Source organism: Rhodococcus sp. 05-339-2 (assembly GCF_002258965.1).
Taxonomy (GTDB): Bacteria; Actinomycetota; Actinomycetes; order Mycobacteriales; family Mycobacteriaceae; genus Rhodococcoides.
Genome location: NZ_NOYW01000002.1, coordinates 39,796 through 64,833 on the forward strand (window position 1 = coordinate 39,796; position 25,038 = coordinate 64,833).

Genomic DNA, 25,038 nt, shown 5'->3' on the forward strand with positions numbered 1-25,038 from the left:
CACCAGAAGGACCGATCATGACACCCACGTTGTCCAACAAGGTTGCACTCGTCACCGGCGCAGGCACAGGCATCGGCCGAGCCACTGCCGAACACCTCGCACGGGAGGGCGCGACGGTGGTGCTCGTTGGGCGTCGCCGAGACGTGCTCGACGAGGTCGCCGACGCCATCACCGCTGGGGGCGGCAGCGTCGCGGTCCGGCCGACGCACATCGATGACGCGACCGAGGTGAGCGCGCTGGTCGAGTGGGTGCGCAGGGAGATCGGGCCGGTGGACATTCTCGTCAACAATGCCGGTGCCGCGAGCACCATCCTCAACGTCCGCTGGATTCGGGAGGAGGAATGGAATCGGGTCCTCGGGGTCAACCTCACGGCCGTCTATCTGCTCACCCAAGCCGTGCTACCGGACATGATCGAGCGGGGTGCCGGATCGATCATCACAGTGTCGTCGCTTGCCGCGCTGCGACCGAATCTGCTCGGCGGTGCCGCATACGGAGCAGCGAAAGCCGGGGTCCGGAACTTCATGACCTACTTGCACAACACGTTTCGCAACGACGGCATCCGGGCGACATGCATTCTGCCCGGCGAGGTCAGCACCCCCATCATGGACAACCGCGCTCAACCGCCGAGCCAGGAGGTCCGCGACGCCATGGTTCAACCCGACGACGTGGCTCGGGCCGTAGTTCTGTGCGCAACACTGCCGGCCCGAACGGTGATCGAGGAACTGGTCATCGCGCCGACCTACCTTCGCGACACCGCGGGCGACATCGAGGCGAGTCGCTGGAAGGGCGCTCCCGACGGCATGGCCGGGACGTGATCTTGACGGACCCGGCGATAAAATGCGAAACTTCTCTCATATGCGAGAGGCTCAACTCATCTCTTTCGAACAGAAGGGGTCCGGTACTCCCGTGATCACGTTTTCCTCATCCGACGCGGTACGACGGGTCGAAGACGCGTCGTTGCGTGTGCAGCAACCACAGTCGACCGGAGACATGGTGTCACTGGCCATGGGTGAACCGGATTTCGACACTCCCACGGCCATCCGCGCGGCGGCAGCCGACGCATTGAGCGAGGGCTACACCCACTACTCACCCCTACTCGGAGACCCGGAGCTACGCGCCGCCGTCTTCGAGAACGTACTTGCTCGTTCCGCCGCTGCGTCATCGCACAACGAGGTGCTGATCACGCACGGCGGTACGGGAGGCTTGGCCGCGTCGATTCTGTCCATCGTCAGCCCCGGCGACAAGGTCGTCATCCCGGACCCCACGTACTCGCTGTACGCGGACCTCGTGAATCTGGCCGGAGGACACTGCGTTTCGGTACCGCTACAGGACGACCTGCACTGGGACCTCGACGCACTGGCCGAAGCTTTGCAGGGCGCAACGCTGTTCGTGTTCTGCAATCCGTCCAACCCCACCGGCATCGTGCACAGCGCCAAAGAACTCGAGGTCTTGGCCGACACACTGCACAAGAGCGACACCATCGTGATCGCCGACGAGGCCTACAGCGAATTAATATACGGCACAGATCCGTTCGTCTCGGCTCTCGACGTACCAGGCCTCGCCGATCGCACGGTCTACTGCCAGACGTTCTCCAAGAGCTACGCCATGACGGGCTGGCGCGTCGGCTACCTGACAGGCCCGCAAGAGATCATCGCCGCCTGCGCCCGGGTGCACAACACCGTGAATGGGTCGGTCAACAGCGCCGTCCAACGCGCCGCGCTCGTCGCGCTCAACGACTGCTCCGACGAGGTCGCGGCCATGCGCACCATCTATGCGCAGCGACGCGAGCTCATGGCCACCGAGCTGGCGAAGATCCCCGGCCTCGACATCGGTGTATCCGAGGGCGCGTTCTACTTCTTCCCCCGATACTCGGTGGATCTTCCTTCGGTACAGGTCGTCTCGGCGCTCCGCGAGCACGGTGTCGCACTCCGGCCGGGCGGAGAGTTCGGTCGCCATGGTGAAGGACACCTGCGACTGTCCTACGCTGCCAGTGATTACGCGATTACCGAGGGTGTCGCCAGACTCGGCCGAGGCCTCGCATCACTACGGTGACCGAGTCCTGACGCAGTAGGAACCAGCACCGACGAAGACCCGCCCCAACAGGCTCGAACGAGAGGCGCGCGAATGCCAGCAGCGAAGAAGCCGATGCGCAGTGACACCGAGCGCAACAGACGCAACCTCATCGCTGCGGCCGTCCGGCTCGCAGAACTGCCCAACAGTTCCGTCAACATGACCGACGTCGCCAAGGAGGCCGAGGTGTCCCCCGCCACCGCCTATCGGCAGTTCGGATCGGTCGAGGAAATCCTCGCCGAGTATCGATTCGAAGTCGGTTGCCGCATGCGTGATTACGGGCGAACACTCGACGAAACCGGGCTCGAGCGCGTGGAACTGCTGTGTCGGTGCTGGGTCGATCTCGTCGTCGAGCACGGCGAGGCGATGGTCTCGAGTCGGTCGAGGCGCGGCTACCTCGACCGTCTACGCCAGGAGACGTACTACCTGACAGTGCAGGCCGAGGCTCTGGAGGCCGGATTGGCCGAAGCCGCTGCCGAACTCGGTGTTCCCGACGTCGGTGACGAAGCATTGTTCCTGTGGAACCTGTTGTTCGATCCACGTGAGATCTTCGATCTCATCGAGACGGTCGGCCTGGGTGCTGAGCAGGGATCGCGTCAGCTGTTCGCGGCGTTGCGCGGAGCACTCGTCGGCTGGGCGACCGAACGCGGATCGATCGATCTCGGTCAGTCGTGGAGCGGAGTACGCGTATGACCAGTCACCCAACATTCGACATCTCCGGACGCGTCGCGCTCGTGACCGGGTCCAGCCGAGGTATCGGTCGTGCTTTGGCGACCGGTCTCGCGGAAGCCGGAGCCCTCGTCGTCCTCAACGGACGAGATCCAGAAGCTCTAGAGCGCGCGCGAGCCGACATTGCCGACCGGACCGGAGCGGATGTCCGGGCTTATGCCTTCAACGTCATCGATTCGGCAGCGGTCACCGACGCCGCTCAACGCGTCGAGAGGGAAGTCGGACCAGTGCACATAGTTGTCAACAACACCGGTGTCCAGCATCGTGCCCCATTGCTAGAGTTCTCCGACAACGATTTTCACCGCGTGATCGACACAAACCTGACAAGTGCTTTTCTGGTCGGGCGCGAGTTCGCTCGCGCGATGGTCTTGCGCGGTGCTGGCAAGATTGTCAATATCTGCTCGGTACAGAGTGAACTTGGCAGGGCGGGCATTGCACCCTATGCGGCTAGCAAGGGTGCACTCAAGATGCTCACCCGCGGCATGTGCGCTGACTGGGCGAAATACGGATTGACCGTCAACGCCTTGGCCCCAGGCTATTTCGATACCGAGCTCACGTCCGCTCTGGTGAACGATCCGACCTTCACCGAGTGGCTCGAAGGGCGCACACCCGCCCAGCGGTGGGGCAAGCCGGAGGAGCTCGTCGGCACCCTGCTGTTCCTCGTCTCGCCCGCATCGGATTTCGTCAATGGGCAGATCGTCTACGTAGACGGCGGCATGACCGCCGTCGTTTGACCCGAAAGGCTCGCTGCTGTGCTTGCTTGCGTTGTACATGGGGCTGGGGACGTCCGCGTCGACGACGTGGCACCCCGAACGCCCGGCCCCGGTCAGATCGCGGTGTCGATTGCCTTCGGCGGCATCTGCGGATCAGATCTGCACTACGCCCAGCGCGGCGGCGTCGGCGACTTTCTCGTCGAAGAGCCTCTCGTACTCGGCCACGAGGTGGTCGGGACTGTCGCGGAGTTGGGTCCTGGCACCAACGGGCCCGCTATTGGTGCGCCGGTCGCCGTGCACCCGGCAACTCCGTGCGGAGTCTGCCCCGAGTGCGTGGACGGCCGCCAGAATGTCTGTCGCGACACTCGCTACCTCGGTAGCGCCGCACGGATGCCGCACGTGCAAGGCGGATTTGCCCAGCAGATCGTCGTTCCTGCCGACCAGCTTCGCGAGCTGCCGCAGGGTCTCGGTCTCGAACTCGCCGTCTTAGCCGAGCCACTTTCGGTTGCACTGCATGCGGTTTCGCGCGCGGGTGAAGTTCGCGGTCGGCGTGTGCTCGTCACCGGCGCAGGCCCGATCGGCTGCCTCACCGTCGCCGTTCTCGTGCACGCCGGAGCAGCGGAGATCGTCGTCTCCGACCTCGTGCCGGAGGCACTTACCATCGCCGCCGCAGTCGGAGCCACCGCCACGGTGATCGCGACGAATACCGACGATCTACCCACGGACGTGGACATCGCCATCGAAGCCTCGGGTGCCCCACAGGCTTTGGCCACATGCGTGACCAGCGTGCGACGCGGCGGACGCGTCGTACAGCTCGGATTGCTGCCCCCCGGCACGATCCCGCTGTTGGGAAACTTGCTTGTGACGCGCGAGATCGAACTCGTCGGAGCCTTCAGGTTCGGTTCCGAATTCGATACCGCGCTTGCACTGCTGGCCGAAGGATTGTATGTGAAACCCGTTCTCACTCAATCCTATCCGCTGTCGCGGTCGGTCGAGGCCATCGCCATCGCCGGCGACAGGACCAGGGCGAGCAAGGTAGTACTCGATCTTCGCTGATCGACGTCGACCACTCCCACTACAGCAAGGACTCCACACCCATGGCACCGCTCACGACCGTTCACCTCGGCCCGACGCAGCCCCAGCACCTGCGAGTCGCGATCGAACGGGCAGGTGCGGTCGTCGTCGACGACCCGGACGCCGACGCTGTCGTGTGGACTGGCTCACCCGATCAGTTCCCGTCGACCCTTCCCGATTCCGTTCGCTGGGTGCAGCTGCCGTCGGCAGGCGTCGAGTCATGGCTCGCCTCAGGGCGATTGGCCGGCGAAGCGTCACGAGTGTGGACGTCGGCAGCGGGCGCGTACTCGTCGAGCGTCGCCGAGCATGCGCTCGGCCTGCTGATCGCCGCTACACGGCACTTTCCGGCTCAGTTCGCCGCCACAAGTTGGGACCAAGAAGGGTTCGGCCGTCTCTCGCGGTCGCTCCACGGCTCTATGGTTGCCATTGTCGGCTGCGGTGGGATCGGTCGTGCTCTGATCTCGATGTTGTCCTCGGTCGGTGCGCAGACCATCGCCGTCACCCGCTCGGGCAGGCCCGTCGATGGCGCTGTGCACACGGTGGGCGGGGACGGTCTTGCCGACGTGTGGCCGGTGGCCGATCATGTGGTGCTCGGCGCGCCCGCCACGTCGAACACTCGGTACCTGCTGAGCACCCGGGAGTTCGAGGCCATGAAGTCCGACGCATGGCTGGTCAACATCGCCCGTGGGTCCCTCGTCGACACCGACGCTCTGGTCAATGCATTGCAGAACAGTGAAATCGCCGGTGCCGCACTCGATGTGACCGAGCCGGAACCGCTACCCGACAGCCATCCACTGTGGACTCTCCCGAATGCCATAGTCACCCCCCACGTAGCGAACCCACCTGCTGCCCTTGAACCCGCATTCGCACGTCACGTCGAAGAAAACGTGCGTAGGTTCATCGTTGGGTCATCGCTTCAAGCAGTCATTGATCTCAATGCCGGGTACTAGCGCCCAGAACATTCGATCCAGGCTGCTCGGATACCCACGTCCCTACGACGGAGAGCAGCGATGGAGTTGAAAGCCCGGTCAGTGCAGGCGTTCGTCAACGACTCCGCGTGGGGTCACCTCCTCGATTCCGGAAATCATCGGCCGATGAATGAACGACGTCGTCGCTGTCGAGTGCTTTGCTGACCCGAAAGGCTGCACAGGTCCATTGCAGCGCGGACGCTGTGACGGCGCTGCTTCTTGATCTACAACGCAGCCATGACAGAGATGAAGTCGCCGACCATTAGGTCAATGCAGCGCTTCCGTCGGAAATCGCGAGCATCGAATCCCATACAGCGCGGACTTCGACCGGAATCAAGATCAACGCCAGACCACGGACTTGGGCGACGTGGCTGAGCCGGGGGTGCCGAACAGGTAAATGACGCCCGCTCAGAACAATGTGAATGAAAAACGGATGGGAAGCGACGTCGGAGAATCTGCGCGTGGCTACTGACCTGACCAGTCCATCGGTCTGATACGCACCGAATCCTGCGTTTCCGGTGCCGATTCCCTTGTGGTCGATCGGCACGCTGTCGGTGCCCAACACCAAGGTCTCGCTCCATCTTCTCGCGGGGTCCGGCCTTCAATATTGCAGACTGTCAGCCGTTCTGGGGGTCACTTGGGATTGGCGGATCAAAAACATTCTGGGTCGCAGGTTGACTTTCGCACACCCGAAAATAATCACGCGCCCGGCAGCTTAGCCCGCCCGCCGGTCAATGCAATTCATGTAGAATTGCTCTACGTGATCAATGCTCCACCAAATCCGTCAGTTGCCAATCCTGCCGGAGTAGTAGACCAAACTGCCAGGATGGGCAAAAGCAGGTCGCCGATGTGAGCCTTCGGTCGTGGTGATTCAGTGTGTCGTTGGTTGAGTTGCACCACCGTGAGCGCTAGTCGGACCAAGTCGTCCATTCGTGCGACGGGCAGCGCCCGTGTACGGGACTACCCGCGCGACAAATTGTCTTCAGACGTGACTGAGGGATGGGGGTGATACCAGAGCTCCGCTCAATGACGATGTTACGCAGGGGTGCGAGCGGCCGAGCTTCTGCGAGCGAGAGTATTAGATCTATTGAGCGAGGAACGGAAGGGCGTGGAGCAAGAATTCATCAGGATGCTCAAGATGTGGCCAGTGACCAGCGCTGTCGATCGTCACTGCTGAAGCGTCGGGTACGGTTGCCAAGAATCGTTTGAGGTCGGAATTAGGTGCCAGCGGGTCTTTGTCTCCTCGTATCACGAGGGTGTTGCTTTTGATGCTGTCGAGCCTGAGGTTTGGGTCGTCTCTGAAGACGGATATGAGGACCGGAAACGATCCGCGTGCGCCAAGCCCCGCCATCACTTGCAACAATATTTCCGGTGCAAGGTCTTCGGGATGGTGAACGAATAGTCCGAGCGTAACTCGTCGCAAGACGGCGGAATTGGCTACGATATTGGCAACCCCTCGGGGAACGCGCACGGCGATAATTGCCGACTCGAACAGAAGAGAGAAAACCGAGCGGGGTTGCTGACGGAGAGTAGTCAAAGGTTCGCGGGGTAGGTCGGCGAGTCCAAGAATGGGACCACCGGTCACGAGAAGCTTCCCAACCCTATCGGGAAAGTCCGCCGCTATTCGAGTTGCCACAATCGATCCCATCGAGTGACCGATCAAGTGGACTACGCCCAGTCCGAGCGTTCGGCTAAAGGACTCCACTGATCGCGCCATCGCGCTGAACCCAAGGCGCTCTCGTGGTAGGTCGGAACCGCCGAAGCCAGGTAGATCGATTCCGATCACGCGATGCGATTCAGCAAGGATGGGGATGATCTGAACGAACCATCGCCAACTCGCAGCAATGCCGTGTAGGAGCAAGATCGTTGAATCATGTTCTACATGACCGTAATCGACGTACCCGATAAGGTTCCCATCGACCTCTACGTAGTGGTAGTGGTCATCCCATGAGATATCGCGCCATTCATCGAGCATTCCCATTCCCCACCCCTTGGTTGACTTCTAGTCAAGAGTATGGCGTAGACTGGTACGCAAGCAACTTCTACGCTGGGACGGCTCCAGTCCTCGCCCGAAGTTCTGGAACTGACATAGAAGGGCTGCGGTTCTGGTTCAAGAGTCGAAACGGATCGCGCGTATCGGTGGATCCTTGCGAATCGATCGACCTCCGGCGCAAGTGGCCGCCCGTGATGCCGCTGCTTCCGCAGGCGCGGAAGATGTAGCCACTACGACCGCGCGGCCAGCAGGCGGCATCCTTCCTGTCGTGTCTGCTCGGGTACCTCCTCGTCCGTGGTGAGATCTACCCATTCGCTGTGGTGCTAAGAGCCAGCAGTGCACCGTCGGGTTTCGCGCACCGTCGCCGCAGCTATTGGACACGACTCCGACCGCGATCACCGCCTCACTCGCGTACGCCCGCCTTCGATCCAGGCAACTCTGTCGGCACACACCTCTCGTTCATTCCGGCAGGGACTTGGAACCTTCCGGCATTGTGCGTCGCATTGACCGATCGTCGGCGGACAGTTGGCGTGGTGGCTTCGCCAGCGTGTCAAGTGAGTCCCCGACTTCAAGGCTGGGATCCAGAATTGACGCGGTCCGGACGCACGCGACAGCGACAGCGATTAACCACTCGACGATTAACTCAGTGGATACGTCGACGTCGAGTTCGAGCCATTGCGCAGTTCCCTCGTCGACCGCGCGGACGGCCGCCTTGCTCGCGAACCTGAGGGCCATGTTGTCGGGGTCGAGGCCCAGACGCACCGCAATAGCTCGCACTACCTGATCGCGAGCTTGCTCGAAGACAGCCCACGCTTCGGGATCTGCTCCACGCCCGCCCAGGACCAACCGCAAAGCAAGACCGCGGTGTTCGGCGAGATACTCCACGTGAGTTGTCAGTGCTGCCCGGATACTGACCGCCGGTTCCAGGTCAGGATCTAACTCGAACGCCGAGATCATATGCGCGGCAGTACTGCTCATTGCTTCGAGATAGATTCCACGCTTGTTGCCGAAGTGGTGAAAGAGCAATCCGTGCGCCACACCCGCGTTCGCGGCAATGTCGGCGACGGCGACCTTCTCGTAATCCAGGCTCGCGAACAGCTCAACTGCGGCTGACATCAGACGCCGACGAGACTCTGTCGACCGCGCCGCACGAGTTGACGTTCGCGGTGCGCGCGGATCAGCCACACGTCCCCCTCTCAGCGAGTCGATTCGAGTACTCGAACAGACTAACTTGGGACTGCCGATCAGATGATGGGTGTGATGTGCTCGTGGAGCGGTGCCCCCAACAGCGCCTTTCCGTACGTCTCAATGCTCACCCTGGGCATCGTCACGGCATGACGGGCAGCAACATTCGAGTCCCGCCAAATTCGCTGTAGTGCGTTTGCTTCCGCGAACCCACCCGATCCCATCGCATCGAGTAGCAGGGTCAGAGCCTCGTTGATGCTACGGAGAGCGACTGCGGCATCGCCACGGATACGTGCGCGAGAAAGTAAATCCGGATACTCTCCGTGCTCCGCCCACTCCTCGACGTCATCGGCGGCCCGATATGCGTGCAGATGTGCTGTGTCGATCTTGATCGCGGCTTCGGCGACGAGCATCTGAAAACCGACGGAGTCCGCTTGTCGATCGAATGTGGTGTAGGCCAGGGACTTCTCGGTTGCTTTCGTGCGCACGATTTCAAGTGCGGCACGCCCCATGCCTAGTTGTGGACCCACGAGCACCGTAATCAACATAGGTCCAAATGCGGAACGTGCGAACTCCGAATCAACGCGCTCCGCGACGTACGAGCCGGACATGATCGTCAGCATTGACAGCATTCGGTGCTCGGGAACGAACGTGTCGTCGACCACTACCGTGTTGCTGCCCGATGCACGCATGCCCGTGACGTACCAGGTGTCTTCGATGACGTAGTCGGAGCGTGGGAGCAACACCATGCCCTGGTCGATCATGGTGTCGTCGTCATCGAGGAGAAGAACGCCACCGGCACACCAATCGGAGTGAAGACTTCCAGAGGAGTACGGCCATTTGCCGGTTACTCGGTAGCCGCCTGGAACCGCTCGGGCGTTGACTGTCGGTGCCAACACCCCCGCCACCACTGCGTCTGGGCTGTCGCAGAAGACATCGTCTCGTGCCTGCTCGTTGAACAGGCCCACCGCCCAGGCATTCACATTGGACAGAGTGGTCACCCAGGACGCGCCAGCGTCTCCCTCGGCGATAATCGACGACACATCGAGCATGGTCCGAAGGTTGGACTCCAGCCCGCCGAACTGGCGTGGGGTAGCGACACGAAATGCGCCGGCACGGCGTAAGTCTTCGATGATGTCATCGGACACTCGCCTGTCACGTTCGTTGTCCGCTGCCCGCTCCTTCAGCGCTGGTACAAGTGCACGAAGGTTTTCACGCACCTGATTCGTGTTGGAAATCGATGGAGTTGTTGCTGGCGACATTTCCCTACCTCGTTTCAGTTGACGGGGATCGCACTGAAATGTGTCCGCGGTCTCAGAAAAATTAGAGCATCGTTGACTTCGGGTCAATAGTGTGGCGCAAGAGTATGGACCGACTACTGAACCGAGAGAGGACGTCACGCGTTTGAATCTCCATGATCCGAGATATCGAAGCCGAGCAAGTGATTGTCTGGAAGGTGACTTCGGATGCGACGACCTTCGAGAAATGGAACACCCTGCACGCAGCTGGGACACACCGCCGCCTGCCCAGATTGCCGTTGGAACCGAGCTGACGCACAAGCTCGAGATCGCGAACATTGCCGATGCCATCGTCTTTCGGACCGAACGACTCGAACCTCCCCGCAGCCTTGGTGTGTTGGGTTCAGGTCGGCGGGGCCATGTTCTGGAGCGGGTTCTCTCAGAGGGAAGATTCGTCGGCTTCGCGGATTCCGCAGCGGTGGTTCGCCTCGGAGGATTGCGTGAGGTGTCGTGAGGTGCAGCTAATAGTTCGGGGCGGGTGTCGCATTGACCGGTCGCTCTCGCTGCTGTTGCTGTGAAGCGAGGAGTCCGGTGACCGGGTGGGTGATTAGCAGTGCTTTCGCTGACACTTGGTCGCCGACTTCGGTCGCGACTGTGTTGATGTGGTCGGCGATGGGAATCAGCGTGTCGCTATTTTTGGTTGTGCCCGCTGTCGGCGGAGTCCAGGCGACGACCAGGCAGGACTGCGGCGACAACAGCTGTTCCCATGACCAGAACGGCACCGCCGACCCAGCTCGCGGATTCGATCGCAGCAGTGAAGGACGTCCGAGCCACGTCTGTGATCACGTCCGCGAAGGGTGCAGTCGCACCGTTGTCTGCGAGTGCGTGTGCGACGACGGTGGCTGATCCCACTGATTCGCTCGCCGCGCCTGCGGCATTGGTTGCATCGGCACGGAGGGGCTCGGGAATACTGCCGATGTCGAACGACTCGACGCGTTCGCCGAACGTCGACGTGTAAGTGTTTGCCAGCACTGATCCGAGCAGGGCGATGCCCAATGCGCCGCCGTATTCGATTGCGGTGTCGTTGATCCCGCCCGCCGAGCCGAGTTCGGACTCGTCGAATCCCCCCATGATTGCATCGGTGGCCGGAGGCTCGGCCACACCCATTCCGACGCCGAGAATCACGAGCGAGACCAGGAACCACTCGTACCCGGAACCCGCGTCGAGTTGCGTGAGAACCAAAACACCTGCGGCCGCGATCGCCATTCCGGCACTGATCAACACCCGTTCTCCGAGCACAGGGAGCAGTCGACCGGACACGATGGAGCCGACACTCACCGCGAGTGCGAGGGGCAGTAGTCGTATCCCGGCTTCCAGCGGACCGTAACCGAAGATGAACTGGAACTGTTGAGAGACGAAATAGATGGATCCAAACGCCGCGAGGAACAGTAGGCCCACGGACAATAGCGATCCGCTGATCTTGCGGTTGCTGAGCCTCCGAACGGAAAGCAATGGCCGCGGATGTCGCATCTCCCACAGCACGAATACGGCGAGGGCAACAACAGAGGCGGCCGCGGCGACGAGCGGTCCGACCGTCCATCCGCCGTGTAGGCCATCGATGATCGCGTAGACCGACGCGCCGACCAAAACGATAGAAAGGATGCCGCCTAGCCAGTCTATCGATCCGGTGGCCGGAACTCGGCTCGGCGGTACGAGTGCCAATGCAGCCACGGTTCCGACTATCACCACGGGGACGTTCACCAGGAACGTCGCACCCCAGAACCAATGCCGCAGTACGCTTCCCGCAAGCAGTGGACCCAGTGCGATGCCAAGTCCAGATGTGGCGGCCCAGATGGCGATCGCTCTTGCACGCTCGGCCCGCGGAAATGTGACAACAAGCAGCGACAGAGTCGCAGGCATAATTGAGGCCGCACCGATGCCCATCACCATGCGCCACGCGATCACTTCTTCGGTCGAGTTGGCGACGCTACCGAGGACGGAACCGACACCGAAGACGAGCATGCCGAGTACTAGGGCACGGCGTCGACCGAATCGGTCCCCCAACGCTCCGAACAGCAACATCAATGCTGCGTACGGGACGGTGTATCCGTCGATGACCCACTGCAGCTGCGCGCTGGTCAACTTCAGATCCTCGGACATCGAAGGGATCGCCACGATCAGTGAGGTATTTGCCATCACCACTACGAGTAGGCACGCGCACAACACGGTGAGTGCCGCCCACCGGCGTCGGTAGGGTCCCGTCATGGAAGAAACGGGTGTATCGAGCACTAGGGACATTCGATCCTCCAAGATTTGCACATTGATGCGCAAATCTTAGACCGATTGCACATCAATGTGCAATCATGCAGTCATGGACGGACGGCGTGGTACCAAGCAGACCAATCGTGACAAGATCATCGGGGCGGCCATCTCCGCCTACGAGTCAGACCCGGATGCAACGATCGGCGACATTGCGGATGCCGCGGGTGTGGTCCGGCGGACGGTGTACGGGCACTTTCCCTCACGCCGGGATCTGATTATCGGCATCGCGGATCAGGCGTCCGACGATCTTATCCGCCGGCTCAGCGGGGTCGCGGACATCGTCGACGACCCCATTCTCGCGCTCGCGACGTTGGAGTTGGCGACCTGGCCGGTCGGAAACCGGTACCGCACGCTGTTGGGTGTCGGTCGCCGTGAGCTGGGCGAAGGACGTATCCGGGAACTGTTGGATCCTGCACGACGAACCACGGTGACCGTCGTCGAGCAGGGCCAATTGTCCGGAAGGTTCAGCACCGAGTTGACGCCGGCCACATTTGTTGTCGTAGCCGAGGCGGCAACACTGGCACTGCTCGATCGGATGAACGTCGGCGACGACCAGATCGACGGCTACACCGCCGCGACCGTCACGCTGACCCTGGCTGGGGTCGACGCTTCGACGCGTCAGAAGTCGATAGAACTCGCGCAACGGAGACTCGACGGCATCGGCAGCGAGACAATGTGATCAGGGTAGGTCGGGCTCGTGTTCACCGACCTCGCGCAGAACTTGCTCGAACTCGACGGCCATGGCTTCGGACAATGCCCGAGCGGCGGAGAGCGGTCGGACCATCACCGTGAACTCGTCGATCAGACCGTCCTCGTCGACGTGCAGAAAGTCGCACCCGTTGATCGCCAGTCCGGATACCTTCGCCTCGAACACCAACGCATGATCACGACCGTCCGAACTCGTAATCTGCCGGACGTATCTGAAGTCGTCGAACACCCGCAGTACGCCCCGCAGGATAGCTGAAGTTACCGGTTTGCCTGGGTACGGCTTGAACGCAACCGGACTCGTGAACACGACTGCCTCGGACAGAGCGGCCTCCATGGCCACCGCGTCCTTGGCCAACACTGCGTCCTGAAATGCCTTCATCCGTCGGTCCTTCCGAACGTTGTCGTAATGCTGAGAACTCACGTTGTCGTCGTGTGCGCGAGATCGTCCAGAACGTTGCGCCCTAGCACTGCGGACGCCGCGATGACTCCGCCCTGCACCGCACCGACGACGCCGGAGGCCGACACGTCCTGTCCTCCGAAGAACAGGTTGGGAATCGAACTGTGGGCTCGGAGACCCTGGACCGCGTATCGCTCCGGGCTCGGTGCCAACGACATGAAGTCTCCGAACTCACGCCCAAGAAAATGGTTGAAGGACAAGGGTGTGGCCATCTCGGCGTGATCGATCTTTCCCCGCAGTTGCGGACAGAAGCGGTACACCTGCGCGAGAAGCTCCGACTTTAGTCGGTCCTTGAGCAGGTCGTACTCCTCGCTACGGTTCATCCACTGTGTGTTCAGAAATGGTTTCCAGAGTTCCCAACTCGTGACGCCCGCGATGTCGATCGTGGCTCGGTCGGGATGGCGTGCCGACCACGAGGGGTCCTTGGCCGACGGAAAGGTGAGAAAGTACAGCGGCATCGACCTATCACTCGGATGGGTCTGGAACTCCGAGATCGAGCCGTCGATGTCAGAGCTTCCATGGATCCAGAAGTTGCCGCGTGGTAAGCCGAGTGCCTGATCCGGCTCGGCGACTCCAAGATTCAGGACCACCCACGGCAGGGACGGACCGACGTCTCGCAGCGATTCGAGCAGCTCGTGATCGACCGCGTGCTCAGGAATCAGGCGGGTCAGCGTCGGCACGACCCCGGCGTCGCTGATGACCGCCGGGGCGAGGAAACGTCGGCCGTCCGTCATCTCGACACCGCACGCGGCACCCGAGCCGTCCAGACTCACCGACTCCACCTCGGCCGAGATGAGGACCGCTCCTCCGGCGGCTTCGATCACCGGGACGATGGTCTCGGCCAGACGACCCGAACCACCGACCGGAAAGCTCGCTCCACCGATGTAGTGGCGGATCAGCATGGCGTGCACTCCGAATGACGCATCACCGGGAGGTAGACTGTAATCGCCGAAGTGACCGCACAGGACGGTGCGAAGTTCGGCGTTTCCGGTCAGTTCGGTCAGCACATCGGTGACCGAACGGTCCGCATACTCCCTGAACGGCTCACACAGGTCCGTATACATCGAGTTCCCGATATCGATCGGCAACGCTCGATGCGCGAAATATCCACGTGCAGAGCGATTCACCTGCATCACCAGTTCCACGTACCGATCGATCGCACCGGCTTCATCTGGGAAGTACTGCTTCATCCTGGCCGTGAACTCGTCCACACCCGAGGGATAGTCGTAAGACCGACCATCGACGACGACGGTGTTGTAGACGTCGGGCATCTGTGCCCATTCCAGCTGACCGTCGCTGATGTGGTCGAAGATTCGACTCAGGCTCGTCCTCGAATTGTGCACCTGTCCTACGTAGTGCAGCCCGGCATCCCATTCGTACCCCGCGCGGCGAAACGTTTGAGTCGCACCACCAGCGGTCGTGTGTCTCTCGAGGACCAGCACCTTCTGCCCGGCACGCGCCAACATCGCTGCCGACGTCAGGCCGCCGATGCCCGATCCGATCACGATGGAGTCCCATTCCTGGTCCACGGTAGTGCGCTTGTAACTTCGACCTACTGACATGCAGCTTGCTCGCTTTCGAATAGAGTGTCTCGCATCGAGATCGCGCTGGTCACCTGCGTCCTCGCACGCGACTGACGATCGCCTCGGCGAGCGGGCCGGGCAGTTCGTCCGGAACCCAGTGCGTGGCGTCCACGATCTCGAGTTGGTACGGGGCTTTCACGAAGCGCTCACACAGCTCGGCACCTGTGCGCGACAACGCCTCGTCCCTCGTCGACCACACATGTGTGGTGGGGACCGTGACCGGGCGGAGATGGCGCGGAGAGACGTACAACGCGGCGCGGTAGTAATTCAGGGCGCCAGAAAGTCCCGTCGACGGCACCAACTCCGCGAGAACGCGATCCACTTCGGATGGTGGCATACCGGTCGCTCGGAGTAAGGCCCCGAAGCGCTCGGGACGACGGCGGATCGACACCTCGGGAAGCCAGGGAATCGAGAATGCCCCCATGTAACCCGACCGACGAGCTTGGTCGCTCGAGACGAGAGACCGAAGGAACGCGGACGGATGCGGCACCGAAACCGTAACCAGACTGTCAAGTAGGTCCGGACGTTCCGCGGCAGCACACCACGCCACCCATGCACCCCAGTCGTGGCCGACGAGGTGCACCTTCGGCGAACCCAGCTCACGTACGAGAGCGGCCACGTCCGCGACGAGTTGACTCGGACGGTAGGCGAATCGACCTCGCGGGCGTGCGCCGGGCGCATAGCCCCGCTGGTCGAATCTCACCGTCCGCAGGCCAGCGGCGTTGAGGTACGCGGCCACCCCGCTCCAACTGGACGCATTCTGGGGGAACCCGTGCAGGAGGACGACGAGGTCACCGCGCAAGGGACCTTCGTCGACGACGTCGAACACGTGCGGACCGTGCTCAAATATCGTCACGCGTTCGGGACTTCCGATGCTCATGTCGCATCCTTCCGGTCCGATTCTGTCCCACACCTCGCGAGGCGCTCGCAAATACGATAACACCCGAAATAGCATGCGATATACAGATGTCGGGATTCGGGAGGAATGCCGTGCGATACTCGAAGCCATGGCTCGAATTGCGGACCCGGACGTTGGACAACGTCTTCTCGACGCCGCCCTTCGATTATTGGTCAGAGATGGTTCCGGATCCCTCAGTACACGTCGAATTGCCACTGAGGCAGGTACATCCGCGATGGCCGTCTACACCCACTACGGATCGATCGGCGGGCTGATCGGCGCGGTGATCGAACGAGGATTCGCCGACCTTGCGTCGGACATGTCCGCCGTCGGTACCACCGCGGATCCGGTACGCGATCTCGTGGCGTTGCTGCTCTCGTCGGTCCGGTTCGCTCGCGAACAGCCGAACATTTACGAGATCCTGTTCGTTACATCCAATCTCGGGCAGTATCGCAGGACTGCGCCCGCCGAACTGACCGCCGGCCGCGACAGCACGCTGCAGCTGGTAGTCGATTGCTGCGAACGAGCTCGGGCAGCCGGGCGTTTCCGCTCGAGGAGCAACGGTGTCGCGCTCGCGTACCAATGGTGGAGTGTCTCCCACGGGTATATTCTGCTCGAACTCGCCGGCTATGCAGAGCGCGAATCCGGAACGCGCAAGGTGCTTGCGCCGCTGTTGGAGGCGGTCGCCGTCGGGTTGGGTGACGATCCCGTACGCACTCAGTCCTCGCTCGACGCGGTCTTGGTACTCGCCGGATCCGACTCGCGCCATGATTGACTTCCAATCAACACTGTGGCGAACTATATCTCTCGAGACCGTATCCGGTCCGCGAACCTGCAACCCACTGGAGGACCCGATGACGAACACGCCGCGCCGGTCGACACGCATACGGCTGCTTCTACTTCTCACCGTCGTCGGCTTCGTCACGCCGAACACATACGTGAACAGATATTTTCGCGCGAACGGTGTTTCGGCGAAGTCCGCTCGCGAGTTTTTCGCAGCGTGGACGGCAACGATGCCCACAGCGTCGTTGACAGCCGACCTGGGCATCACGTCGCTGACGTTCGGGTTGTGGTCGTTCTGGGACTCTCGGGACAGCGGGACGAAGCATTGGTGGCTGGTACCGGTGGGCACGGCCACAGTCGGCATCTGCTTCTCGGCCCCGCTGTACCTCCTGATGAGAGAACTCGCCACCTCGGTAGACGCTCACTGACGGCGCGCCGTCACACCCGGATCAGCCTGGCGGCGAGCTCCACCGCGACGGTGGGGCGCAACATTCCCAACGGTGCTTGTATCTTGTAGTCGGACAGACTGATCACTGACGACGCCGACGCCTGCAGTGCCTCGCCGTCCAGCGTCGAGGCCACGTCCAGACCGTGACCACGCGTGGTCCCTTTGATGGCCAACGTCCCTTCGACGTGCATTCCTGATTCCCAGTGGTGAACCGCGGTGCCGCCGAAGCCGATCGTCGGATACGTCGTCGCATCCAGCAGGTCAGCGCCGACGAGGTGATGGTCGCGAACGGAGATTCCGGTCTCGATGCTGTCCACGTCGATCTCCATCACACAATCGGTTCGGCCGTCGGGCCCGATGTTGACCGAACCGCGCGCGTTGCGAAACGCTCCCTCTACTCCGATCGAACCCCAGAATCCCCGTGCCTTGAAGTGAATTCGCGTGAACTCGCCGCTGTCGAACATCCACGTTCCCTCGCGGTCATTCGACGCAGTCACCGTGAAGCAACCCGTCGCGTGGCCTCCCGGCGCGCAAACTGTTCGTAAGTCGTGGCATTGCGCCCCAGCAGCCTGGGCAGAACCGCCATGTCACCGGCCGGCAAGCCGTGCCCGTCGTAGTATTCCATCATTCGTCGGTAGCACTCTCTCGACTCGGGGCTCCACTTCCGCACTCCTCGCGCATTGGACGAGTCCTGCATTCCGCGTAGGACGTGTGGGAGGCCACCGAGTTTTGTTGACAACAGTGACCGAGCGAGGATCGGGGCTACTGCACTCACCGCGTGTAAAGGGTTCTGCACCACGGACGGCGGCAACCGCACCGCGCTGACCGGATGCCCAAGCACCCGACTCCAGACCACGGCCATCTCGCGGCGTGTCAATTCGTGCGCGGACAGATCGTAGGTCTGGGCCCGGTGACCCTCGGGTGCTGTGAGCACGAGTGCACTCGCCTCCGCGACGTCTTCGACGTCGACCACGCCCATGAGCTGATCGGGAGATGTGGGATAGGGCAGCGTTCCAGCGAGCAAGAATTCCCAGAAATCGAGATAGTTCTGCATGAAATGCGACGCACGCAGGAAGGTGAACGGAATGCCAGACTCGCGAATGATTCCTTCGACACGGAGCTTTTCCTGGTGGTGGAACATCTCCGTGATCTCCGGATGAATCACCGAGTGATATACGACGTGCTCGACGTCCGAGGCGCGGGTGGCCTCCACGAGCGAACGCGCCAGTGCCAACTCGTTGACGATGCTGGTGGGTGTGGCATGGAAGACCACGCGTACGCCGGATGCGGCGCGCGCAAGATCTGTGCACGACTCGATGTCGCCGACGACGACTTCTGTCGCGCCGTCTCCGCGGGACAGCTCTGCTTGGGAGTCGTTCTTGACGAACGCGCGTACCTGTGCGCCGCGCGCGTGAAGATCCTTGACGAGCGCGCGCCCAACGCCTCCCGCTGCGGAAGTCACCAGAATCATGAGAATTCACCCACCCCATCGACATACGTAGTTGCGGCGTGTTCGGTTGTGCGGATGAACGCTGTGGTCCACCGGTACCGGCGCGTCGACGCCGAAACCGGACTCTTATTTCCGTCGTCCACGTGGGGACGCTAGCAAAGATATTGACTCGAAGTCAACAATGGTCGTGTGACGCGAGAGGGCCCGACCACCGACCCCACCGATCCCTGCGGGCCGCGCCGGCCACGAGTGATGACGTGCCAGGGTTCGGTCCGCGCGATCTGGCATGGTCGTTTCTGGTTGATCGTCAAACGGTCGAACCCGCGGTCGATGAACCACACTGATGTTCGCTGAAGCCACATGCTCGACATGCGCATCGCCTCTACCGAAATGCAGCACTTCCTACGGCCGATAAGCATTGGCAGAGAACAGAATTCGGACCCATTCCTGCCCGCGCCGTCGATATGACTCGCTCAACCGGAAACCGTATGTACAGGTAATTCGCCCACCCCGGGCAGGCAGTAGTCCGATCGTAGGCCGCTTAAGAGTTCACGGTATTCCGATAGGGGCATCCACCCTTTGCGCTCTTGCCAACGCAGGCCATGGCAGGACCAACACGGCCAACACCGCGATTGCGACGGCAGGATCATCCACGAAAAATTGCAGGGTCACGGTATACAACGATCCACCGAGGTTCGCTACGACCAGGATGAATGCCGCTGCGGCACCCGCGTGCTCGCGCCCGACCATTGCCTCCGACCAGTCCAGTGCAATGGGCAAGCCCGATATCAGCAGCATGCCGATGACCGCGATGATCACCATCGAGCCGACCGGGTCGCGGACGACGAGCAGCAGCGGAGTGCCGAATGTGCAACCCAGACCGATAAAGACGAGGGTTCGTCGCCTGCGGCCGAACCGCGCGGCCACGGAGGGGAGTACAGCGGCCCCCCCTATCCCCGCGGCCGTCATCACCGTGACCATCGGTCCGCCCAAGCCCGGGTTGCCGAGGTCGGTCTCGATACTGTCGAGCCAGGTGGCGAGCGCGTTGAACAACCCGAGCCCGACAAAAGCCTGCCCGGCCAGCAGCCAAAGCTGTCGATGTCGACGGAGCCGGACAGGGCCGGAAGTCGTCTCGTGTTCGGCGAACCTCGGTTTGACCGTCAATGCTGCGAGCATGAGAACGCCGCAGAGAACGGCGAGTACTGCGTGCGTCCGAACGAGTGAGTTCAACCCACCGAAGGAGTGCAGCCACGCACCGGTGGATGAAGCCAAGAGAATGCCGAACACCTGAGCCGCAGTGAGTAGCGATATGGCTCGAACTCGTTGCTCGGACGGGAAGTACTGCGCTGGAAGCTTGGTAATCGCATTCAGTACCAGCGGCTGCCCAGCCGCCAAAAGTAACTGGCCGATGATCGCGAAGGTGTAGTCGTCGGAGTCCAGTGCCCGGACCGCCGCGCCAAGAAGAATCAGCAATGTCCCGGCCGCCATTGTGGTGGTGAAGTAGCGGTCGAGCCACCGACCCGACGTCAAACCCAGAAGGACGAACATGATCGGGACCACCACGGCCAGATCACCCACCGCACTCTCCGGCACACCGAAGTCGATACTGGCCCTCGCCGTAATGGGTGCGTAGGTCAACCACAGCAGCTGCGTGCAGACAAGCAACAAACCGTAGGCGACCGCAACTGCGATGGCTTGTTTGGCTGAAGTGGCAACGCCGCGAGGCGTTCTCGACCGAACACGTTCGTTCATGATGCTCCCGGTCTCGAGGTCCCACCCGCCACCGAATGTGTTGCACAGGCATTGTGATTGGACTCACATCGAAGTAATCTCCTCGAAGGGTACTTCTCAGTACCCAATTTGGAAAGGAAAAATATGACATCGATCACAGACGTATCTCGTGTTCATCTACCCCCCGCGACCGCTCTGCCAGGACCCGTGCTGCTCGGTGGGTGGGCGTTCGGCAGGCGTCGCCTGCTGGAGAGCTTGCGGCGTCGCCATGGTTCGGCGTTCACGATGACGATGGCACCGTTCGGCCGTTGCGTGGTGTTGACATCGGCTGATCTGACCAAAGAACTGTTCACTGCCAAGACCGGCGTGACCGGAAATGGGACACCCAACCTCGGCAATGTGCTCGGACCCGGTTCGACCTTCGCGCTGGACGGAGAACCGCACCGCCGTCGTCGCAAGCTCTTGGTGCCTCCGTTTCACGGGCGGCAGATGAGGGCGCACGAACAACTGATGGTCGATGAGACCAGGCGGGAAGCGTCCACATGGCACCTCGGCGTTGAAATGGAGTCAACGGCGCCGTTCATGCACCTCACTCTCAACATCATTCTGCGCGCAGTCCTCGGTGCCGAAGGCACCCACCTTCAGCGGTTGCGGACGATCATGCCGCCGATGGCAGAGCTTGGGGCCAAGATCACGGTGTCCCCGTTCGCGAACCCCGACCGCGCCTGGGGCGCGTGGGCGCGCTTTCGTTCCATGAGGAAGCAATACGACGAAGTGGTGCTCGATCTGATCTCCACCACGCGCCGAGACCCGAACTTGGCAGAGCGAAACGACATGCTGGCCATGATGATTCAGAGCCGCTACGAAGACGGTGGGTCGATGGCCGACCTCGAGATCGCGGACGAGCTGTTCACCTTGTTGGGTGCGGGCCACGAAACGACGGCTAACACTCTGTCGTGGGCGGTAGAGCGGCTCCGTCGCCATCCAGCGTTGCTCGATCGTCTGGTCGAGGAGGTCGATTCCGGCGGCACGGAGCTGCTGGCTGCCACCGTGCTCGAGGTACAACGTCTGCGGCCGGTCATCACGGACGTCACACGCCTGGTCACCGCGGAGACCATGCAGTTGGGACAGTGGGTTATTCCGCGAGGGTACCAAGTGCTCGTCGCGATCGACCAGGTGCAGCTCGATGAGAATGTATTCGCCGAACCGCATGCATTCGATCCGGATCGCTTCGTCGGTGCCAAAGCGGGGATGTACTCGTGGATCCCGTTCGGGGGCGGTACGAGACGTTGCATCGGTGCCGCGTTCGCAGACATGGAAATGAACGTCGTGCTGCGAACTCTGTTGCAGGATTACGAGCTGTCGCCGACTACGGCGCGCAGCGAGAAGTGGCGATCGCGAGGAGTGTCGTGGACGCCGGCCGACGGTGGCCGAGCTGTATGGCATCGACGATCACCCTCGTTCGTGACGACAGGGGCCGAGGCCCGTTCAGTAGGGGAAACACGATCGTGATCGAGCCGCGCACCGAAGAGTTCGCCGACGTCGGTCGCGACGTGCGGTTGTGTTTCGAACGACTCGGAGACCCTGCTGGCTCGCCCCTATTGCTCGTCGCCGGCTTGGGTCAGCAGCTGGTTTCGTGGCCAACTCCTCTCTGCGACGCCCTCGGCGAAGGGGGCTTTCAGATCATCCGGTTCGACAACCGCGACACCGGCAGATCTACCCACTCGGCTGCCGCACCCCCTGGCCTGCGGGCACTGCTGACCGGACGCTACCCCAGCGACACCTACGGTCTGCATGACATGGCTCGCGACACCGTCGGGCTGCTCGACGCATTGCAGATCGAGCGAGCCCACGTCGTCGGTGCGTCGATGGGCGGGATGATCGCACAGACCGTCGCGAGCAGATGGCCCAGCCGTGTGGAGAGTTTGACGTCGATCTTCTCGACTACTGGAGCCGCTCGAATCGGTCGACCAGCCTGGTCTACCTGGATCCGCATGATGAGTCCAGGCCCCACTTCGGCGGGCGAAGCCGCCGATTCCGATGTGGCGATCTTCGCCCACATCGGCTCGCATGGATACGAGCAGGACACGGCGTGGGTGCGAGAGCAAGCGACCGTCGCCTGGGCTCGGGACCCGAGGACCGATGGGATCGCACGCCAGCTGGCCGCCATTCTAGCGACAGGCGACCGTACGTCCGAGCTGTCCCGAATCACGGCACCGACGCTTGTGATCCATGGTGATCGTGACCGCATGGTGGCACCGTCGGGCGGGCTCGCAACCCACCACGCGATCGCGGGTTCACACTTACGCATCATCGCCGGGATGGGGCACGACTATCCCCGTGCGCTGTGGCCCGAGCTCTCATCCCTCATCGTCGACCACGCACGGTCGGCCGACCTACAGGAGTACACCGATGTTTCGTCGACAACCTGAACCACTCGCGGAGCGGACAATGGTGATTACCGGGGCAGCCTCTGGAATCGGCCGGGCGCTCGCGCGTCGACTTTCCGCGCACGGATGCCCGATTGCCCTTGCCGATGTAGACGAACACGGGCTCGCGGAGACGGCTCGGTCCATCGGTACGCCAACCCTGATCCGCAGACTCGATGTCCGTAGCGCCTCCGATGTCGATGCGTTCGCCGGCGACGTCCGCGACTGGAGTCCTCGGCCTATCGGTGCGGTGTTCAACAATGCGGGCGTCGCGGTGCAGGCTTCCGTCGCTGACGGGAACCCCGAGGACGACAGGTGGCTGTGGGACATCAACTTTCACGGTGTCGTGAACGGCACCCGTGCCTTTCTGCCCCTGTTTATCGGCCAAGGCAACGGCGTGATCGTGAACACCTCGAGCGTCTACGGTTTGCTGGCGGTCCCCCACCACAGTGCTTACTGCGCATCGAAATTCGCCGTCCGCGGGTACACCGAGTCACTGCGTCAAGAGTTGGCAGGAACTGGTGTCCGATCGGTAACCGTACATCCGGGAGGCATCAAGACCAACATCGCCCGCGATGCACGTGTGGCCGTCGATCCCGAGGGGCGCGGCCGGACCGCCGAGCAGATCGCCGAGGCGTTCGATGCGGCTGCCATGACCAGTCCCGAACGGGCCGCCGAGACGATTCACAGGGGCGTCGATCGTGGCCGATCGCGCATTCTCGTAGGACCAGACGCGGTGGCCGTCGACCTCGCGTCTCGATTGGCCCCGTCGCATGCGGCGCGTGCGTTGCGCTTCGTGGAAGCGAGGCTCAGCGGAACGTGAGCTCGCCAGCCCGAGTGGGATCGGCGGCTATCGATATTGTTCGTTCCATGACGGATTCGGCATCTTCACCACCTCGTAGCGATGACGCGGTGCCGCGCTCGGTTGCCTCGGTCCCCGCAGATGCGCGCGAGCGACTGATCCGCGCCCTGGAGGAGTCCATCGAGTCGAACGGCTATCGGAACACGACGGTCGCGGACATCGTCAAGCTGGGAAGGGCCTCCCGGCGGACGTTCTACCGGGTGTTCGCCACCAAGGACGACGTCTTCGTTGCCCTCATGGACGATCTCAACAACACTCTGATGGTCGCCATGCAGGAGGCTGTGGATCCTCATTCGCGCTGGCGTGACCAGGTCGACGCTGCTATCACCACCTATTTCGACTACATCGATCGACGGCCGGCGGTGTACCTGTGTTCGTTGCAGGAATTCCCTTATCTCGGAGACATTGCCGAACCCGTGATCAGACGAGGCAGTGATGCCTTCGCCGAGCTCATTCACCGCATGACCGACAACGAGGAATTTCGCCGGGCAGGGCTCGCTCCGGCGACGCGATTGCAATCCATGATGGTAATGGGAGCCCTCGACCAACTAGTGGCCGAGATCCTTCAGACATCCGGCCACATTCGCGACGGCTTGGCACTGGCAATCGCAAGCACTACGGCACTTCTCGCTGTCGAGGCCGGATCGACCGATAGCCCGAACCTTCCAGCGATCAATGACCAACCTCGACCAGCCACACGCCGGCGACGATCAACATGATTCCTGCCGCCATCACCCGTGTCAGCGGCTCACGCAACAGAACTCGGGCCAGTACCGCAGTCAATGCGACCCCCGACGCGGCCCAGATGCCGTACACGACGCCGATCGCCAGGCCCAAGGACAGTGTCCATGCGAGACTGGAAAAGGCAACGATGTAGCCACATACGACTCCGATGTACCACGAGCGTCGGCCTCGGTCGACGGCCACCTTGAGACTCAAAGTGGCCGTCACCTCGCACACAATCGCGAACGACAGAATCCACCACACCATCACGCTCCAGCCTGCCGAGGCTTGCCTGCGGCCTGCGAACCCCATTCGACGATGACGACCCCTGCGGCGATAAGGGCCAGCCCGAGGGTGGATGTCGTTGTCAACCGTTGGCCGAAGATCAGCGCGGCCAACAGCGCAGTCAACGCGACCCCGCTCGCGCCCCAGATTCCGTACGCGACACCTATCGCCATGCCCAACTTCAGGATTCGAACGAGAAGCAAGAACCCAGCGGTGTATCCGAGCACTACGAGGACGTACCATGCAGGCTCGTTGATCGCAGCTTGCATAGCGAGTGATGCGCCCACCTCCACGACGATGGCGCAACACAGCAACTTCCACACGTTCATAGGTTCACCTGTCGGGACGTGGTGTGAATCACAAAAAATCTTGACTGCTGGCCGTGCGTC

At 62.1% G+C, this 25,038-nt stretch carries 27 protein-coding genes; 14 read left to right on the forward strand and 13 right to left on the reverse strand.

Annotation, left to right across the window (positions count from 1 at the left end):
• Positions 1-17: 17 nt before the first annotated feature.
• The 6 genes from CH273_RS00230 (at position 18) to CH273_RS00255 (ending at position 5,536) form a co-directional block, all read left to right on the forward strand.
• Positions 18-815 (forward strand): SDR family oxidoreductase, encoded by a 798-nt coding sequence (locus CH273_RS00230; RefSeq protein ID WP_032393598.1) that lies wholly within the window; start codon positions 18-20, stop codon positions 813-815.
• A gap of 91 nt (positions 816-906) precedes the next feature.
• Positions 907-2,052 carry a pyridoxal phosphate-dependent aminotransferase gene (locus CH273_RS00235; RefSeq protein WP_032393599.1) on the forward strand — a complete coding sequence of 382 codons (1,146 nt, stop codon included), beginning with the start codon at positions 907-909 and terminating at the stop codon, positions 2,050-2,052.
• Between the two features lie 72 nt (positions 2,053-2,124).
• The gene (locus tag CH273_RS00240; protein ID WP_032393600.1) at positions 2,125-2,763 is read left to right on the forward strand and encodes a TetR/AcrR family transcriptional regulator; all 639 of its coding nucleotides are present in this window, start codon (positions 2,125-2,127) and stop codon (positions 2,761-2,763) included.
• Positions 2,760-3,533, forward strand: a complete 774-nt coding sequence (locus tag CH273_RS00245; RefSeq protein ID WP_032393601.1) for an SDR family oxidoreductase — start codon at positions 2,760-2,762, stop codon at positions 3,531-3,533. The genes CH273_RS00240 and CH273_RS00245 overlap by 4 nt, the downstream gene beginning before the upstream one ends.
• Before the next feature lie 66 nt (positions 3,534-3,599).
• On the forward strand, positions 3,600-4,568 hold the full coding sequence (locus CH273_RS00250; RefSeq protein WP_230596591.1) for an L-idonate 5-dehydrogenase: 969 nt from the start codon (positions 3,600-3,602) through the stop codon (positions 4,566-4,568).
• Between the two features lie 41 nt (positions 4,569-4,609).
• Positions 4,610-5,536 carry a D-isomer specific 2-hydroxyacid dehydrogenase family protein gene (locus CH273_RS00255; protein WP_032393603.1) on the forward strand — a complete coding sequence of 309 codons (927 nt, stop codon included), beginning with the start codon at positions 4,610-4,612 and terminating at the stop codon, positions 5,534-5,536.
• A 280-nt stretch (positions 5,537-5,816) separates the two neighbouring features.
• Here CH273_RS00255 and CH273_RS00260 read toward each other — a convergent pair whose 3' ends face one another.
• The 4 genes from CH273_RS00260 to CH273_RS00275 form a co-directional block, all read right to left on the reverse strand.
• Positions 5,817-6,119, reverse strand: a complete 303-nt coding sequence (locus tag CH273_RS00260) for a hypothetical protein (RefSeq protein WP_143546151.1) — start codon at positions 6,117-6,119, stop codon at positions 5,817-5,819.
• 519 nt (positions 6,120-6,638) lie between these two features.
• Positions 6,639-7,535, reverse strand: a complete 897-nt coding sequence (locus CH273_RS00265) for an alpha/beta fold hydrolase (protein WP_052049193.1) — start codon at positions 7,533-7,535, stop codon at positions 6,639-6,641.
• 471 nt (positions 7,536-8,006) lie between these two features.
• On the reverse strand, positions 8,007-8,663 hold the full coding sequence (locus CH273_RS00270; protein WP_032393605.1) for a TetR/AcrR family transcriptional regulator: 657 nt from the start codon (positions 8,661-8,663) through the stop codon (positions 8,007-8,009).
• A gap of 128 nt (positions 8,664-8,791) precedes the next feature.
• On the reverse strand, positions 8,792-10,132 hold the full coding sequence (locus CH273_RS00275; protein ID WP_230596592.1) for an acyl-CoA dehydrogenase family protein: 1,341 nt from the start codon (positions 10,130-10,132) through the stop codon (positions 8,792-8,794).
• Between the two features lie 85 nt (positions 10,133-10,217).
• Here CH273_RS00275 and CH273_RS00280 point away from each other — a divergent pair, with 85 nt between their 5' ends.
• Positions 10,218-10,484, forward strand: coding sequence for a hypothetical protein (locus CH273_RS00280; RefSeq protein WP_032393607.1), 267 nt, complete (start codon positions 10,218-10,220; stop codon positions 10,482-10,484).
• Between the two features lie 176 nt (positions 10,485-10,660).
• Here the strand turns inward: CH273_RS00280 and CH273_RS00285 are convergent, their stop codons facing one another.
• Entirely contained in the window at positions 10,661-12,268 is a 1,608-nt protein-coding gene (locus tag CH273_RS00285) for an MFS transporter (RefSeq protein WP_032393702.1), read from the reverse strand.
• A 73-nt stretch (positions 12,269-12,341) separates the two neighbouring features.
• Here CH273_RS00285 and CH273_RS00290 point away from each other — a divergent pair, with 73 nt between their 5' ends.
• The gene (locus tag CH273_RS00290; RefSeq protein WP_052049194.1) at positions 12,342-12,971 is read left to right on the forward strand and encodes a TetR/AcrR family transcriptional regulator; all 630 of its coding nucleotides are present in this window, start codon (positions 12,342-12,344) and stop codon (positions 12,969-12,971) included.
• Here the strand turns inward: CH273_RS00290 and CH273_RS00295 are convergent, their stop codons facing one another.
• The 3 genes from CH273_RS00295 to CH273_RS00305 are packed head-to-tail and all read right to left on the reverse strand — an operon-like array spanning position 12,972 to position 15,920.
• Entirely contained in the window at positions 12,972-13,379 is a 408-nt protein-coding gene (locus tag CH273_RS00295) for a nuclear transport factor 2 family protein (protein WP_032393704.1), read from the reverse strand.
• A 38-nt stretch (positions 13,380-13,417) separates the two neighbouring features.
• Positions 13,418-15,019: a phytoene desaturase family protein gene (locus CH273_RS00300; protein ID WP_032393608.1), complete on the reverse strand. Its 1,602-nt coding sequence runs from the start codon at positions 15,017-15,019 to the stop codon at positions 13,418-13,420.
• Between the two features lie 49 nt (positions 15,020-15,068).
• The gene (locus CH273_RS00305; RefSeq protein WP_094618277.1) at positions 15,069-15,920 is read right to left on the reverse strand and encodes an alpha/beta fold hydrolase; all 852 of its coding nucleotides are present in this window, start codon (positions 15,918-15,920) and stop codon (positions 15,069-15,071) included.
• A gap of 127 nt (positions 15,921-16,047) precedes the next feature.
• Between CH273_RS00305 and CH273_RS00310 the strand changes: the two genes are divergently transcribed.
• Together CH273_RS00310 and CH273_RS27500 are read left to right on the forward strand one after the other, a co-directional pair.
• Positions 16,048-16,713 (forward strand): TetR/AcrR family transcriptional regulator, encoded by a 666-nt coding sequence (locus CH273_RS00310; RefSeq protein WP_176457419.1) that lies wholly within the window; start codon positions 16,048-16,050, stop codon positions 16,711-16,713.
• 79 nt (positions 16,714-16,792) lie between these two features.
• Positions 16,793-17,149 (forward strand): DUF2834 domain-containing protein, encoded by a 357-nt coding sequence (locus CH273_RS27500; RefSeq protein ID WP_052049195.1) that lies wholly within the window; start codon positions 16,793-16,795, stop codon positions 17,147-17,149.
• 10 nt (positions 17,150-17,159) lie between these two features.
• Here CH273_RS27500 and CH273_RS00320 read toward each other — a convergent pair whose 3' ends face one another.
• From CH273_RS00320 to CH273_RS00330, 3 genes are all read right to left on the reverse strand, one after another.
• Positions 17,160-17,666 carry a YceI family protein gene (locus CH273_RS00320; protein ID WP_143546152.1) on the reverse strand — a complete coding sequence of 169 codons (507 nt, stop codon included), beginning with the start codon at positions 17,664-17,666 and terminating at the stop codon, positions 17,160-17,162.
• Entirely contained in the window at positions 17,663-18,640 is a 978-nt protein-coding gene (locus tag CH273_RS00325) for an SDR family oxidoreductase (protein WP_032393610.1), read from the reverse strand. Before CH273_RS00325 ends, CH273_RS00320 begins: the two co-directional genes overlap by 4 nt.
• 528 nt (positions 18,641-19,168) lie before the next feature.
• The gene (locus CH273_RS00330) at positions 19,169-20,371 is read right to left on the reverse strand and encodes an MFS transporter (RefSeq protein WP_032393611.1); all 1,203 of its coding nucleotides are present in this window, start codon (positions 20,369-20,371) and stop codon (positions 19,169-19,171) included.
• 123 nt (positions 20,372-20,494) lie between these two features.
• Here CH273_RS00330 and CH273_RS00335 point away from each other — a divergent pair, with 123 nt between their 5' ends.
• From CH273_RS00335 to CH273_RS00350, 4 genes are read left to right on the forward strand one after another with little or no spacing between them, the layout of a single operon-like run.
• Positions 20,495-21,862 (forward strand): cytochrome P450, encoded by a 1,368-nt coding sequence (locus tag CH273_RS00335; RefSeq protein WP_032393612.1) that lies wholly within the window; start codon positions 20,495-20,497, stop codon positions 21,860-21,862.
• Positions 21,859-22,782, forward strand: a complete 924-nt coding sequence (locus CH273_RS00340) for an alpha/beta fold hydrolase (RefSeq protein WP_230596593.1) — start codon at positions 21,859-21,861, stop codon at positions 22,780-22,782. Before CH273_RS00335 ends, CH273_RS00340 begins: the two co-directional genes overlap by 4 nt.
• A gap of 19 nt (positions 22,783-22,801) precedes the next feature.
• Positions 22,802-23,602, forward strand: a complete 801-nt coding sequence (locus CH273_RS00345; RefSeq protein ID WP_082322336.1) for an SDR family NAD(P)-dependent oxidoreductase — start codon at positions 22,802-22,804, stop codon at positions 23,600-23,602.
• A 47-nt stretch (positions 23,603-23,649) separates the two neighbouring features.
• Positions 23,650-24,360: a TetR/AcrR family transcriptional regulator gene (locus tag CH273_RS00350; RefSeq protein ID WP_082322337.1), complete on the forward strand. Its 711-nt coding sequence runs from the start codon at positions 23,650-23,652 to the stop codon at positions 24,358-24,360.
• Here the strand turns inward: CH273_RS00350 and CH273_RS00355 are convergent.
• Both CH273_RS00355 and CH273_RS00360 read right to left on the reverse strand, forming a co-directional pair.
• Positions 24,314-24,592: a DMT family transporter gene (locus CH273_RS00355; protein ID WP_441347153.1), complete on the reverse strand. Its 279-nt coding sequence runs from the start codon at positions 24,590-24,592 to the stop codon at positions 24,314-24,316. The genes CH273_RS00350 and CH273_RS00355 overlap by 47 nt on opposite strands.
• A gap of 38 nt (positions 24,593-24,630) precedes the next feature.
• Positions 24,631-24,978: a DMT family transporter gene (locus tag CH273_RS00360; RefSeq protein ID WP_032393615.1), complete on the reverse strand. Its 348-nt coding sequence runs from the start codon at positions 24,976-24,978 to the stop codon at positions 24,631-24,633.
• Positions 24,979-25,038 lie beyond the last annotated feature (60 nt).

Bases quoted from the DNA above. Each gene is read 5' to 3' on its own strand.
- CH273_RS00230 (WP_032393598.1), top strand. From the start codon at position 18: ATGACACCCACGTTGTCCAACAAGGTTGCACTCGTCACCGGCGCAGGC.
- CH273_RS00240 (WP_032393600.1), top strand. From the start codon at position 2,125: ATGCCAGCAGCGAAGAAGCCGATGCGCAGTGACACCGAGCGCAACAGA.
- CH273_RS00245 (WP_032393601.1), top strand. From the start codon at position 2,760: ATGACCAGTCACCCAACATTCGACATCTCCGGACGCGTCGCGCTCGTG.
- CH273_RS00255 (WP_032393603.1), top strand. From the start codon at position 4,610: ATGGCACCGCTCACGACCGTTCACCTCGGCCCGACGCAGCCCCAGCAC.
- CH273_RS00265 (WP_052049193.1), bottom strand. From the start codon at position 7,535: ATGGGAATGCTCGATGAATGGCGCGATATCTCATGGGATGACCACTAC.
- CH273_RS00270 (WP_032393605.1), bottom strand. From the start codon at position 8,663: ATGTCAGCCGCAGTTGAGCTGTTCGCGAGCCTGGATTACGAGAAGGTC.
- CH273_RS00280 (WP_032393607.1), top strand. From the start codon at position 10,218: ATGGAACACCCTGCACGCAGCTGGGACACACCGCCGCCTGCCCAGATT.
- CH273_RS00285 (WP_032393702.1), bottom strand. From the start codon at position 12,268: ATGTCCCTAGTGCTCGATACACCCGTTTCTTCCATGACGGGACCCTAC.
- CH273_RS00290 (WP_052049194.1), top strand. From the start codon at position 12,342: ATGGACGGACGGCGTGGTACCAAGCAGACCAATCGTGACAAGATCATC.
- CH273_RS00295 (WP_032393704.1), bottom strand. From the start codon at position 13,379: ATGAAGGCATTTCAGGACGCAGTGTTGGCCAAGGACGCGGTGGCCATG.
- CH273_RS00300 (WP_032393608.1), bottom strand. From the start codon at position 15,019: ATGTCAGTAGGTCGAAGTTACAAGCGCACTACCGTGGACCAGGAATGG.
- CH273_RS00305 (WP_094618277.1), bottom strand. From the start codon at position 15,920: ATGAGCATCGGAAGTCCCGAACGCGTGACGATATTTGAGCACGGTCCG.
- CH273_RS00310 (WP_176457419.1), top strand. From the start codon at position 16,048: ATGGCTCGAATTGCGGACCCGGACGTTGGACAACGTCTTCTCGACGCC.
- CH273_RS27500 (WP_052049195.1), top strand. From the start codon at position 16,793: ATGACGAACACGCCGCGCCGGTCGACACGCATACGGCTGCTTCTACTT.
- CH273_RS00325 (WP_032393610.1), bottom strand. From the start codon at position 18,640: ATGATTCTGGTGACTTCCGCAGCGGGAGGCGTTGGGCGCGCGCTCGTC.
- CH273_RS00330 (WP_032393611.1), bottom strand. From the start codon at position 20,371: ATGAACGAACGTGTTCGGTCGAGAACGCCTCGCGGCGTTGCCACTTCA.
- CH273_RS00335 (WP_032393612.1), top strand. From the start codon at position 20,495: ATGACATCGATCACAGACGTATCTCGTGTTCATCTACCCCCCGCGACC.
- CH273_RS00345 (WP_082322336.1), top strand. From the start codon at position 22,802: ATGGTGATTACCGGGGCAGCCTCTGGAATCGGCCGGGCGCTCGCGCGT.
- CH273_RS00350 (WP_082322337.1), top strand. From the start codon at position 23,650: ATGACGGATTCGGCATCTTCACCACCTCGTAGCGATGACGCGGTGCCG.
- CH273_RS00360 (WP_032393615.1), bottom strand. From the start codon at position 24,978: ATGAACGTGTGGAAGTTGCTGTGTTGCGCCATCGTCGTGGAGGTGGGC.